Annotated in this window: 13 protein-coding genes; 8 read left to right on the top strand and 5 right to left on the bottom strand. The window is 65.2% G+C overall.

Translation table 11 applies throughout. The features are described from left to right. On the top strand, positions 1–1,062 hold a 1,062-nt coding region (locus tag RMO23_RS10575; RefSeq protein WP_309681233.1), incomplete at its 5' end, for an amidohydrolase family protein. A gap of 8 nt (positions 1,063–1,070) precedes the next feature. On the opposite strand, the gene RMO23_RS10570 is transcribed toward RMO23_RS10575, so the two are convergent. After that, positions 1,071–2,051, bottom strand: a complete 981-nt coding sequence (locus RMO23_RS10570) for a LysR substrate-binding domain-containing protein (protein ID WP_309681232.1) — start codon at positions 2,049–2,051, stop codon at positions 1,071–1,073. 132 nt (positions 2,052–2,183) lie between these two features. Here RMO23_RS10570 and RMO23_RS10565 point away from each other — a divergent pair, with 132 nt between their 5' ends. Both RMO23_RS10565 and RMO23_RS10560 read left to right on the top strand, forming a co-directional pair. Then, positions 2,184–2,705 carry a DUF2917 domain-containing protein gene (locus tag RMO23_RS10565; protein ID WP_309681230.1) on the top strand — a complete coding sequence of 174 codons (522 nt, stop codon included), beginning with the start codon at positions 2,184–2,186 and terminating at the stop codon, positions 2,703–2,705. A 152-nt stretch (positions 2,706–2,857) separates the two neighbouring features. Next, positions 2,858–3,493, top strand: a complete 636-nt coding sequence (locus tag RMO23_RS10560) for a glutathione S-transferase (protein ID WP_309681228.1) — start codon at positions 2,858–2,860, stop codon at positions 3,491–3,493. Here RMO23_RS10560 and RMO23_RS10555 read toward each other — a convergent pair. Further along, positions 3,478–3,909: a TfoX/Sxy family protein gene (locus tag RMO23_RS10555; protein ID WP_309681226.1), complete on the bottom strand. Its 432-nt coding sequence runs from the start codon at positions 3,907–3,909 to the stop codon at positions 3,478–3,480. The two genes, RMO23_RS10560 and RMO23_RS10555, sit on opposite strands and share 16 nt — an antisense overlap. Before the next feature lie 98 nt (positions 3,910–4,007). On the opposite strand from RMO23_RS10555, the gene RMO23_RS10550 reads away from it, so the two are divergent. Further along, positions 4,008–4,988, top strand: coding sequence for an MBL fold metallo-hydrolase (locus tag RMO23_RS10550; RefSeq protein ID WP_309681224.1), 981 nt, complete (start codon positions 4,008–4,010; stop codon positions 4,986–4,988). 12 nt (positions 4,989–5,000) lie between these two features. Here the strand turns inward: RMO23_RS10550 and RMO23_RS10545 are convergent, their stop codons facing one another. Next, on the bottom strand, positions 5,001–5,405 hold the full coding sequence (locus RMO23_RS10545) for a BLUF domain-containing protein (protein WP_309681222.1): 405 nt from the start codon (positions 5,403–5,405) through the stop codon (positions 5,001–5,003). Positions 5,406–5,495: 90 nt separating this feature from the next. Between RMO23_RS10545 and RMO23_RS10540 the strand changes: the two genes are divergently transcribed. After that, a complete protein-coding gene (locus RMO23_RS10540) occupies positions 5,496–6,263 on the top strand; it encodes a Crp/Fnr family transcriptional regulator (protein ID WP_309681220.1) in 768 nt (255 codons plus the stop codon). A 98-nt stretch (positions 6,264–6,361) separates the two neighbouring features. Beyond that, the gene (locus tag RMO23_RS10535) at positions 6,362–6,706 is read left to right on the top strand and encodes a hypothetical protein (protein WP_309681218.1); all 345 of its coding nucleotides are present in this window, start codon (positions 6,362–6,364) and stop codon (positions 6,704–6,706) included. A 14-nt stretch (positions 6,707–6,720) separates the two neighbouring features. Here RMO23_RS10535 and RMO23_RS10530 read toward each other — a convergent pair whose 3' ends face one another. Next, positions 6,721–7,641, bottom strand: a complete 921-nt coding sequence (locus tag RMO23_RS10530) for a DUF6279 family lipoprotein (protein WP_309681216.1) — start codon at positions 7,639–7,641, stop codon at positions 6,721–6,723. On the opposite strand from RMO23_RS10530, the gene glmU reads away from it, so the two are divergent. Further along, the gene (gene glmU / locus RMO23_RS10525) at positions 7,640–9,085 is read left to right on the top strand and encodes a bifunctional UDP-N-acetylglucosamine diphosphorylase/glucosamine-1-phosphate N-acetyltransferase GlmU (RefSeq protein WP_309681214.1); all 1,446 of its coding nucleotides are present in this window, start codon (positions 7,640–7,642) and stop codon (positions 9,083–9,085) included. The genes RMO23_RS10530 and glmU overlap by 2 nt on opposite strands. 57 nt (positions 9,086–9,142) lie before the next feature. Here glmU and RMO23_RS10520 read toward each other — a convergent pair whose 3' ends face one another. After that, positions 9,143–9,628: an Lrp/AsnC family transcriptional regulator gene (locus tag RMO23_RS10520; RefSeq protein WP_309681212.1), complete on the bottom strand. Its 486-nt coding sequence runs from the start codon at positions 9,626–9,628 to the stop codon at positions 9,143–9,145. Positions 9,629–9,774: 146 nt separating this feature from the next. Between RMO23_RS10520 and glmS the strand changes: the two genes are divergently transcribed. Beyond that, on the top strand, positions 9,775–11,622 hold the full coding sequence (glmS, locus tag RMO23_RS10515; protein WP_309681210.1) for a glutamine--fructose-6-phosphate transaminase (isomerizing): 1,848 nt from the start codon (positions 9,775–9,777) through the stop codon (positions 11,620–11,622). Positions 11,623–12,032: the final 410 nt, after the last annotated feature.

The following is a 12,032-nucleotide window of genomic DNA, read 5'->3' as shown; positions in this document are numbered from 1 at the left end:
CTGATTGGCCACACCACCCTGCGTTTTGCCTGCATGGGCGACCTGAGCCGCGCGGCCAGCGCCGATGAGCTCGACGCCATGTGTGCGCTGCTCGCGCAGTGCATGCAAAGCGGCGCGACCGGCATGTCGTCGGGCCTGTTTTACGAGCCGGCCTTTGCCGCCCCGGCCGAAGAGGTGGTGCGGCTGGCCCAGGTGGTGGCGCGTTTTGGCGGCGTTTACAGCACCCATCTGCGTGACGAAATGGCCGCCATCGTCGAGGCCCTGCACGAGGCCGGCGACACGGCCTTCAGCGCCGGTGTGCCGCTGATCGTCTCGCACCACAAATGTGCCGGCCCGGCCAACTGGGGCCGCACCCGGCAGACGCTGCCGCTGATCGAGTCACTGGCCCGCCGCCAGCCCGTGGCCATGGATGTTTACCCCTATCTGGCGGGCTCCACCGTGCTGCGTGAAGACCTGGTCGACGGCGTGATCGACGTGCTGGTGAGCTGGTCGACGCCGCACCCTGAAATGACCGGCCGCACGCTGGCCTCGATTGCGGCCGAGTGGGGTATTGACCAGAAAACCGTCTGCCGTCGCCTGCAGCCCGGCGGCGCCTGCTATTTCCAGATGCACGAGGACGATGTGAAGCGCGTCATCGCCCATCCGCTGACCATGATCGGCTCCGACGGCCTGCCGCATGACCAGCATCCGCATCCGCGGCTGTGGGGCGCCTTTCCGCGTGTGCTGGCGCGCTACTGGCGCGAGCAGCAGCTTTTTTCCCTGGAAACCGCCATCTACAAGATGACGGGACTGTCGGCCCGCAATTTCCGCCTGCAGCAGCGCGGGCAGCTGCAACCGGGCTGGCATGCCGACGTGGTGCTGCTGGACCCGGCCCGGGTGCGCGATGTGGCGACCTACGCGAACCCAATGGCGCTGTCCGAAGGCATTGAAAAGGTCTTTGTCAACGGTGCGCTGGCCTATGCCGCGGGTGCCACGGCGGTGGGCGGTGCCCGGGTGCAGGCGCGCGCCGGCCTGCTGCTGAAACACCCTGCGCCGCGGGCGCTCGCGACCGCCGCCGCCTGAAACCAGCGTCAGTCGGGCCGGTCCGTCTTCGGGTCCGGCACATCGCCCACCGCCCTGCGGGTTTGCGCCGCCTGGTCTGTCAGCCATTCGCAAAAGGCCTGCACCTCGGGCCTTGCCACATAGCGTGGGCTGGTGACCAGCCAGTAGGCCATGGGCGAATCCAGGCGCATGTGGGGCAGCGGCTCCACCAGGTCGCCGGTGGCCAGGCTCTCGGCGATCAGCGGCAGGCGGGCCAGCACCACGCCCTGGCCGGTCAGCGCGGCCTGCACCATCTGGTAGGCATAGTTGAAATAAAGCCAGCGTCTGGCCTCAAACCGGGGTGACGCGTGCTGGTCGAGCCAGCGCTGCCAGGTCAGCCATTCCAGGTGGGCCGACTGCGAGTCGCCCGCTTCAATCAGGGTGAACTGGGCCAGGTCGTCGGGTTGCCTGAGCGCCGGGCCGCTTTTGAGCAGCCAGGGACTGATCACCGGCGTGATCTGCTCGCCAAACAGCCGCACCGCATGCGGCGGCATGTGCTTGGCCGGGGCATAGCGCAAGGCCATGTCCAGGTCTGACACCTCCAGGTCCACCGTCACGTCTGACGCATCAATCCGGATGTCGATGTCGGGGTGGTCGCGCTGAAATTCCTCAAGCCGCGGAATCAGCCACATCGAGGCGAACGAGGCAAAGGTGGTCAGCGACACGCTCTTGCGCCCGGCGCTCTGGCGAATCTGCCGCACCGCGCTGTCGATGCGGGCCAGGCAGGGCGTGACCGCGTGCAGCAACAGGCCGCCGGCATGGGTCAGCTCCACCGCCCGGGTGTGGCGGTGAAACAGGCTGACCCCGACATCGTCCTCCAGGCTTTGAATCTGGCGGCTGACGGCCGACTGGGTCAAGGCCATTTCTTCCGACGCCACGCGAAAGTTCAGGTGCCGCGCCACCGCCTCGAAGGCGCGCAGCTGGCCGGCCGAAATCGGCCGGGAGCGTAAATGGGTTTGCGAGTGCTGCATGACGGGGCAGGCCGCCCGGGGCGACCTGATTAATGCGTTTCAGGAATCAATAGGGTAACCCGAATTCATTGGACTGAAAAGCCCGCAGGTTTGATCATGCATGCACCCTCATCTCATTTTCAGGAGCTCATCATGAATGATTCAGTTGACCTTTCCCTGTTGCAAGCCGCCGATGCCCACCATGCCCAACACGCCCAGGTTGAAGTGGCGCGCGCCCGGCAAGCGCTGGCAGAGCAGCCCGACTACTGGAAGCTGGGCGCCGGCCAGGCGCTGAGCCTGCGCGCGCGCCGTGCCGGGATGCTGCACATCACCCATGGCCGGGTATGGGCCACGTTTGACCATGCCGATGCGCGCCGCAGCACCCGCGCCGGTGACCATTTCTTGAGCCGGGGCGACAGCCTGTGTCTGCAGCCGGGCGAAAGCCTGGTGATGGAGCCCTTGGGTCGGGGCCACCAGCCCTCGGCCTACCTGAGCTGGGAGCCGGTGCCGGCGAGCCGCGGCGCAAGCGTCTTGCCCACCAGCGGGCACCCGGTGATGGGCGCGGTGAGCCGGGCCGCGAACCGGCTGGCGACCGCGTTTGCTATTACTTTTATAGCTGCTCGCGATCGTTGCACCAGGGCTGAGCGCCCTTTCATGGCTCAAACCTGCAAATAAGGTGGCGGCGTTCGCGGCGGCAGGGGCAAATGGCGGCCCGGCATGGAAGTGCCGGGCCGCCTGCCCTTGAAGCAGCCGTCGCCGCCCTCTTGGGCCAATGCGTCAAAATAGGCCGAAGCCGAAGCTGGCGCTGACGCCCCACAGGAGAAGCCATGCAACTCATCGGAATGCTCGACTCGCCTTACGTGCGCCGCGTGGCGATCTCGCTGCAACTGCTCGGCCTGCGCTTCGAGCACCGCTCCCTCTCGGTCTTCAGCACCTTCGCCCGGTTTCAACAGATCAATCCCGTCGTCAAGGCGCCCACGCTGGTCTGCGATGACGGCGAAGTCCTGATGGATTCGACGCTGATCCTCGAGTACGCCGAAGCCCTGGCGGCGGCGCGCAAGAGCCTGATGCCGACCCGTCTGTCAGAACGCCAGCACGCCCTGCGGCTGATTGGCCTGGCCCTTGCCGCATGCGAAAAAAGCGTGCAGATCATCTACGAACGCACCCTGCGCCCGGCCGAGAAACTTCACGAGCCGTGGCTGGCGCGCGTGAGCGGCCAGCTACTGGCGGCTTATGCAGCGCTCGACTCCGAACTGCAGCGCAGGCCGCTGGCAGTCAGCAGCGAAACCATCGATCAGGCCGGCGTCAGTGCGGCGGTGGCCTGGCATTTCACGCAAATGATGCTGCCCGAAGTCGTCAACGCCGCGGACTATCCGGGCTTGTGCGCCTTGTCGTCCCGGGCGGAGTTGCTGCCCGCGTTTAGCGCCGCACCGCACGGTGCCAGCACCTACTTGCCGTCATGATGGCCAGGCTTGGCTCTGGTTGAGGCATTTTGAGGCGCTTTCGGGGAGGCCTTGACGCCAGGCTTGCGCGCCTTCAGGGCGCAGTCCAGCGCCAGCCGCGCCCAGGGCGCCATCAGCTCGGGCGATTCCATGGCTTCTTCGGGGGCGCTGTAGTGGTTCATGCTTCTGGCCACCGTCACACCGTCTTTTGTGACGCGGTAGACAAAGCGCTCGCAGCCAGCGGCTTCAAACAGCGGGCGGCTGTCCGGGTCGGCCTTGAGCCACAGCTTTTCCCCCCGGCCCAGGTCGGCCACCAGGGCAATGCTCAGGCCTGCCATGCTGATGCCAAAGCCGCCAAACATGCGCCGCGCCGTGCAGGGCCCGACGCTGGCAAGCAGTTCACAGCAGTAATTGGCAAACGACAGAGCAGCAGCCATGGCGCACTGTAGCCCAGGGCCAATTGGCCATCGCCGGTTTTACTATTCGTAATACATTACGGATCGTAAAATGATCGGCTAGCCCGAAAGAACCTCCCATGTCCAAAGCCTTTGCCTCGCAGTCCGACCTGACCGACAAGACCATTACCTTTGAGCAGCTGAGCCCGCATTGCTGGGCCTATACCGCCGAGGGCGACCCGAACTCGGGCGTCATCATCGGCGACCAATTCATCATGGTCAGCGATGCCACGGCCACCCCGGCGATGGCGCAGGACCTGATCGCGCGCATCCGGCGCGTCAGCGACAAGCCCATCAAGTACGTGCTGCTGACCCACTATCACGCGGTTCGGGTGCTGGGGGCCAGCGCCTATCTTGCCGAGGGTGCTACCGAAATCATAGCGAGCCGGGGCACTTACGAGCTCATCGTGGAGCGCGGCGCGCAGGACATGCAAAGCGAGATGGAGCGTTTTCCGCGCCTGTTTCGCAATGCCGAAAGCGTGCCCGGCCTGACCTGGCCGACGCTGGTGGTGGGCAACGGCGAGCCGGGGCGGCAGGGCTCGCTGACGCTGGACCTGGGCGGCGTCAAGGTGCAAATCTGGCACCCCGGCCCCGGCCACACGCGCGGCGACACGATTGCCTGGGTGGAAGAGGAAAAAGTGCTGTTTTCCGGCGACCTGGTCGAGTACGAGGCCGGTGTCTACACCGGCGACGCGCAGCTGCAGGAGTGGCCCGCCACGCTGCAGGCGCTGCGCGCCCTGAATGCCGAGGCCATCGTGCCGGGCCGGGGCGAGGCCATGAAGGGCCATGCCGACGTCAACAAGGCACTGGACTACACCCAGCGCTGGGTCGAAACGCTTTACCAGGCGGGCCAGGAAGCGGCCGCCGCCGGCATGGACCTGAAAGCGGCCATGGCGCACACCCGCAAAAGCATGGACCCGATCTTTGGCCATGTGTTCATCTACGAGCACTGCCTGCCGTTTGACGTGAGCCGGGCGTTTGACGAAGCCAGCGGCATCAAGAACCCGCGCATCTGGACCGCCGAGCGCGACCAGCAGATGTGGGCCGCGCTGCAGGCCTGAAGCGCTTCGCCCTCAAGCGTTCAGGTCTAGCGTCGGCAGTATTGCGATAAAGGCATCCATGGCCGCCTGCCCCTCAAGCTGCAGCAGCCGGCCCAGCGGGTCGCTATCTCCGACCTCGGTGTAGCCCAGCCCGAAACACTTGAAACGCCGTTCCTGCAGCGGGCCATGGTGCAGCGTCAGCATCTGGACGTGGCGCGGGTCAAGCAGCAGTTGGCCCACCAGCGCCTCTACTGTCTTTTTCTCGCCTTCCACTTGCTGACAAAGGTGCAAACCATTAAAGATCAGCAAGCCGGTCAGGCCATGCCCCTCATTCTGGGCCCGCGTTTTGCTGGCAATGTCGGCAACGAAGTTAGTGGGCGCGTCCGGCGCAAGAGTGCTAAGCCAGAGCACTTCATAAAGAGGTGTGTGTTTTTTCATGGTTTCAGGCAATGTAAACGGCCAACTGCAGTTCTGCAATGTAAAAAGACACAGCGCCCCACGGAGCGATCCGCTTAAAATCCGGCCATCATGGACACTGCCTCTGCTGCCGCCATCCAGCCCGGAACCTGCCCGCCGGCCTGCTCGGCCTGCCGCTTGCGCCAGACCCAGGTGTTTACCTCCGTCAGTGCGGAAGAGTTGCAGTTCATCGAGGCGTTTCGCAGCGCCACCTCGGCGCTGCCGGCGGGCGCCACGATTCTTCATGAGCAAAAACCCAACGGCAAGCTGTTCACGCTGTACTCGGGCTGGGCTTTTCGCTACAAAACCCTGAGCGACGGCCGGCGCCAGATCCTGAATTTTTTGCTGCCCGGCGACCTGATCGGCCTGCAGCAGGAGTTTGCCGAGGGCGCCCTGCACGGCATCGAAGCCGTGACCGAGGTGTCGCTGTGCGTGTTTGCGCGCGACGGCCTGTGGGATTTGTTTCGCCAGTACCCCAGCCTGGGCTATGACATCACCTGGCTCAATGCGCGCGAGGAGGGCTTTGTCGACGACCAGCTGCTCAGCACCGGCCGGCGCAACGCCACCGAGCGCGTGGCCATGCTGCTGATGCACCTGTACCGGCGGCTGGAGCGCCTGGGCCTGGCCGAGGACAACACGGTTCAATTCCCGATCAACCAGCAACACATTGCCGATGCGCTGGGCCTGTCGCTGGTGCACACCAACAAGACCCTGCGCCGCCTGCACCAGCTGGGCCTGCATGAAATCGCCAACGGGCGGTTGCGCCTGCTCAACCCGAGGGCGCTGCAGCGCATTGCCGATTTTTACGACACGCCGCCCAGGAAAGTCCCCTTGCTGTAGGTGGCGGCTGACGACGACGGCCCTTGGCGGATGACAGCGGCGGCCCGGGCGGGCTCTTAAGCTGGGCTTGAGCCAATGCCCCCGCCAAGGAGATCAGCATGAAAGACAGCCTCACCGGCACGCGCGTGTTCAGTCCGCCCCTGCAGCAGCAACCGCGCCGTCCCATGGACCGCCAGCAACAGCAAAGCAGCGGCTCCCACGAGTTTCAGCCCCGTCCCACGCAGGCCGGTGCCCCGCAAGATGGCGGCAACAAGGACAAGCAGATGGGCGAGGGCAGCTATGAAGGCAGCCGCGACTACCAGGACAGCGTGGACAACTACCTCAAGAAAGCCGATGTGAAGTCCGACGCGCAAGCCGCGAAACCGGGCAGCCCCGAGGAAGCGGCGGCGCTGAAAAAAGCCGAGCAGCAAGGCCTGTCGCATTCGAAGGCGCCTGGCCAATAAAGCGCGGGCCGCCTTCAGGGTCTTTGCGTGCCCAGCGCTTTGAAGTGCCGGGCGTAGCTGCCCAGCTTTTGCACCGCCTTGCCGCGCTGCTCGGGCGTGCTGCTGTTGTGCAGTTCGGCAAAACTGCGGCAGCCCTGCTGGGTCAGCGCCGCCATGTAGTCGCGGTAGACCGGGTTGGGCGACACCAGCGCGCGCTCGGTCAGCCCGCGCAGCGCGAGCTGGATTTTCTCGGGCGCCGCCTGGCCGGCAATCAGCGGGCGCAGGGTTTGCAACAGGTCCTGCTGGCGCCGCAGTTTTTCGGCATACGACAGCTGCGCGTCAAAGCGCGACTGGTCGGCCTGCTGGCCCAGCACCGCCAGCTGCTTTTCTTCCAGCCCGCCGTACAGCATCTCGGCCCGATTCACCGTCTGCTCGTAGCGCTTGTCGCGGCTTTTTTGCGGCGGGCCGTCCAGGTAGTCGTCGCGAAACTCGGCATTCATTTTGGCGAACCGACGTTCCAGATGCGCCAGCTGGCGCGCGCCCAGCGTGCCGACCACCTGCGCCGCCGCCGGCTGCGCCTGTTCGGCCACGGTCATCAGTTTTTGTTTGGCGTCGGCCCACAGCGCGCAGGCCTGCTCGGGCGCCATGTCGGCCGGCAGGCGTTGCTGCAGTTTTTGCAGCGCCTCCACATAAACGGGTAGCTGGCTCTTGCGGTGCCAGGCTTGCAGCTTGCCCAGCTCGTCCTTCACCTGCAGCGTTTGCGCGTCGCTCAGGTCGAGCTGGCGGTCCAGGTAAAGGTAGGCCAGCTCCGGTGCCTGGTTGTAGACGATCCTGACCGCGCTGCAGGCCTGCAGCAGGCAGGCCACGGCCAGCAGACCGATAATTCGCCTCAGCCCCAAAAATCGCCCGGCGCGTGCCCAGGCCGCGCCCCTTAAAAAACTTTCAGGAAAATTCATGGCAATTCCAGTTGATGTCGTCATCATGGCCGCGGGCAAAGGCACGCGGATGAAAAGCGCGCTGCCCAAAGTGTTGCACCGTTTGGGCGGGCGCGCACTGCTGGCCCATGTGATTGACTGCGCGGCGCGGCTGTCGGCGCGCCAGGCGGTGGTGATTTGCGGCCACGGTGCTATCGAAGTTGAAGCAGCTTGCGCAGGTTTGACGGGGGCTGGGAGCACTTTGGATCTGAATTATGCGCGCCAGGAGCCGCAACTGGGCACCGGCCACGCGGTGCAGCAGGCGCTGCCCTTGCTGGCCGACGACGGCGTCACGCTGGTGCTGTCGGGCGACGTGCCGCTGACGCAGGCCGCCACGCTGCAGGCCCTGCTCGACCAGTGCGACGGCCAGCGGCTGGCGCTGCTGACCCTGAGCATGGCCGACCCGACCGGCTACGGCCGCATCGTGCGCGACCAGGCGCACCTGGCCGGGCCCTTGCACGCGGGCGATGCGCCGTCTGCCCAGGTGCACGCCATCGTCGAGCACAAGGACGCGACCGAAGCCCAGCGCGCCATCCACGAGATCTACAGCGGCATCATGGCCGTGCCGACCCGGCTGCTGCGCGGCTGGCTGGCCCGGCTCGACAGCCACAACGCCCAGAACGAGTACTACCTGACCGACATCGTGAAGTTTGCGGTGGCCGATGGCGTGGCCGTGGTGGCGCACCAGATTACCGACGCGGCCCAGGTGGCCGGCGTCAACAGCCCGGTGCAGCTGGCCGAACTCGAGCGCGTGTACCAGCTGCGGCAGGCCGTGGCCTTGATGGAGCAGGGCGTGCGGCTGGCCGACCCGGCGCGGCTCGACGTGCGCGGCACGCTGACCTGCGGCCAGGATGTCGAGATTGACGTCAACTGCCTGTTTGAAGGCCAGGTCAGCCTGGGGGCCGGTGTGCGCGTGGGCGCCAACTGCGTGATTGCCAACGCCAGCATCGCGGCCGGTGCGGTGATTCACCCGTTCACGCATATCGACGGCGAAAAGCTGGGCGTGCAGGTCGGCGAGGGCGCGCTGATCGGCCCGTTCGCCCGGCTGCGGCCCGGTGCGCGGCTCGGTGCCGAGGTGCACATCGGCAATTTCGTCGAGGTCAAAAACTCCACGCTGGCCAAAGGCGCCAAGGCCAACCACCTGGCCTACCTGGGCGATGCCACGGTGGGCGAGCGCGTCAACTATGGCGCCGGCAGCATCACCGCCAATTACGACGGCGCCAACAAGCACCGCACCGTGATCGAGGACGACGTGCACATCGGCAGCAACTGCGTGCTGATCGCCCCGCTGACGATAGGCGCCGGCGGCACCGTGGGCGGCGGCTCCACGCTGACCAAAAGCACGCCGCCGGGCGCCCTGAGCATCGCGCGCGGCAAGCAAAGCAGCCTGCTCAACTGGCAGCGGCCGCAGAAAAACAAGGCTTGAGCGAAGACGCGAGCGGGCGTTGCTTGCTATTTATTTGATAGCTACATGTCCAAGTAATTATTGGGCTAGAAGCACTTTTGGCCTGAATTTTGTGCGTTTGGTGCTGAAAAAGGCCTTCACGTTGCGCACATTGGCGTCGCTGGTAAACAGCCGCTGCGCCAGCGCCAGGTAGCGCGGCATGTCGGCCACCTGCACCAGCAGGATAAAGTCCGGCCCCGGCGACACGCGGTAGCACTGCTGCACCGCGTCGTCGGCCGCCACCCGCAACTCAAACGCCTGCTGCTGCTCGTCGCCCTGGCGGTCCAGCGTGATCTCGACAATCGCGCTCAAGCCATGGCCCAGCGTGCGCGCCAGCCGGTCGGGGCTGAGCACGGCCACCACGGCTTCAATCAAGCCGGCGTCGCGCAGCCGCTTGACGCGCCGCAAACAGGTAGGCGGCGACACATGCACGCGCTCGGCCAGCGTCTGGTTGCTTTGCGAGGCGTCCTCCTGCAAGGCCTGCAAGAGCTTGAGATCAGTGTCGTCTATGTTAATTTGTTCCATATTTTTATTATTTATGAAATAAAATTAAATATCAAATAATTAATGAAATTAAGTTTCATTTAAATACAAAAATAGATGAGATTTAAAAATAGTAAAGCCCTAGCATCAGCGCATTGTCAAATTTGCCTTGATGGCAGGAGCGTTTTATGTGCGGCATTGTGGCGGCGGTTTCGACCCGAAATATTGTTCCCATCCTGGTGCAGGGCCTGCAGCGGCTCGAATACCGCGGTTACGACTCCTGCGGCGTCGCGGTGTATGCCGACGGCCTGAAGCGGGCACGCAGCACCTCGCGCGTGGCCGAGTTGCAGAGCCAGGTCGATGCCGACGGGCTGGCCAGCGGCACCGGCATCGCCCACACGCGCTGGGCCACCCATGGCGCGCCGGCCGTGCACAACGCGCATCCGCACTTCAGCCACGGCACCGGCGCTGCCGCGCAAAAGCCAGGCAAGGAGGCGCTGGTGCACAACGGCATCATTGAAAACCACGAAGAGCTGCGCGCTTCGCTGCAGGCCAGGGGCTATGTGTTTGACAGCCAGACCGACACCGAAGTCATCGTGCACCTGATGGACAGCCTCTACGACGGCGACCTGTTTGACGCGCTCAAGGCCGCCGTGGCCCAGTTGCGCGGCGCCTATGCGATTGCCGCCTTTTGCAAGGACGAGCCGCACCGCGTCGTCGGCGCGCGCGCTGGCTCGCCGCTGATCCTGGGCGTGGGCGCGGGCCATTCCGAAAACTTCCTGGCCAGCGATGCGATGGCGCTGGCCGGTGTGACCGACCAGATTGTTTACCTTGAAGAGGGCGATCTGATCGACCTGCAACTGGGCAAGTACTGGGTATTGGACCGCAGCCACAAGGCCGTGCAGCGCGAGGTCAAAACCGTGCATGCGCACAGCGGCGCGGCCGAGCTGGGCCCGTACCGCCACTACATGCAGAAAGAAATTTTCGAGCAGCCGCGCGCGATTGCCGACACGCTGGAAGGCGTGGCAGGCATAGTCCCCGAACTCTTTGGCGACGGCGCGCACCGCGTCTTCAAGGACATCGACTCGGTGCTGATTCTGGCCTGCGGCACCAGCTACTACAGCGGCTGCGCGGCCAAGTACTGGCTCGAATCGATTGCCGGCATCGCCACCCAGATCGAAGTGGCCAGCGAATACCGCTACCGCACCAGCGTGCCCAACCCCAAAACGCTGGTCGTCACCATCACCCAGAGCGGCGAAACCGCCGACACCCTGGCCGCGCTGCGCCACGCGCAAAGCCTGGGCATGACGAACACGCTGACCATCTGCAACGTTGCCACCTCGGCCATGGTGCGCGAATGCAAGCTCGCCTACATCACGCGCGCCGGGGTCGAGATTGGCGTGGCGTCGACCAAGGCCTTTACCACGCAGCTGGCCGGCCTGTTCTTGCTGACGCTGGCGCTGGCCCAAAGCAAGGGCCGCCTCAGCGAAGAACAGGAAGCCGGCCACCTCAAGGCCATGCGCCACCTGCCGGCGGCGTTGCAGGCGGTGCTGGCGCTGGAGCCGCAGGTCATCAGCTGGGCCGAAGACTTTGCCCGCATGGAAAACGCGCTGTTCCTGGGCCGCGGCCTGCACTACCCGATCGCGCTCGAAGGCGCGCTCAAGCTGAAAGAAATCAGCTACATCCACGCCGAGGCCTACCCTGCCGGCGAGCTCAAGCACGGCCCGCTGGCCCTGGTCACCAGCGCCATGCCGGTGGTCACGGTGGCGCCCAACGACGCGCTGCTGGAAAAACTCAAAAGCAATATGCAGGAGGTCCGCGCCCGCGGCGGCGTGCTCTATGTGCTGGCCGACGCCGACAGCCACATCGCCAGCAGCGAAGGGGTTCACGTCATCCGCATGCCCGAACACTACGGCCCGCTCAGCCCGCTGCTGCACGTGGTGCCGCTGCAGCTGCTGGCCTATCACACGGCTTGCGCGCGCGGCACGGATGTGGACAAGCCCAGAAACCTGGCCAAATCTGTCACTGTCGAGTGACAGATTTGGGGCGGCATGGAATGCCGCCGGCGAAGCCGCCAGGTTTTCGGCTTGGGGGAGCACTCATATCGCGCAGCGATGTGATGGGCTCACCGCAAGCCGCGCAATCTTGCAAAGAGCGGTACAGTGGAATGACGGGCGCAGCGCCTGGCGCGCTGAGTGGTTTTCCGCGCGCGAAACAACCTGATTGAATCGACTGGCGGGTCGGCGCATGAGGTCGCAAAGCTGCTCCGCCGGTGTGAGGGGATCGCACCGCGCCGGATCATCCCCGCCTCACAGCGACTTCAGATATTCGGCCACATCCGCGATCTGCTGCGGGCTCAGGCCCAGCGCCTGGCGCGTGTTGTAGGTGGCGACCACGTCGCCCAGCGTGGCGGCCGAGCCATCGTGGAAGTAAGGCGCGTGCTGCC

It is taken from the genome of Polaromonas sp. (assembly GCF_031411155.1).
Classification (GTDB): domain Bacteria; phylum Pseudomonadota; class Gammaproteobacteria; order Burkholderiales; family Burkholderiaceae_C; genus Polaromonas.
The sequence above is the reverse complement of the archived record's forward strand: the minus strand, read 5'-3'. Positions and strand labels throughout refer to the sequence as shown.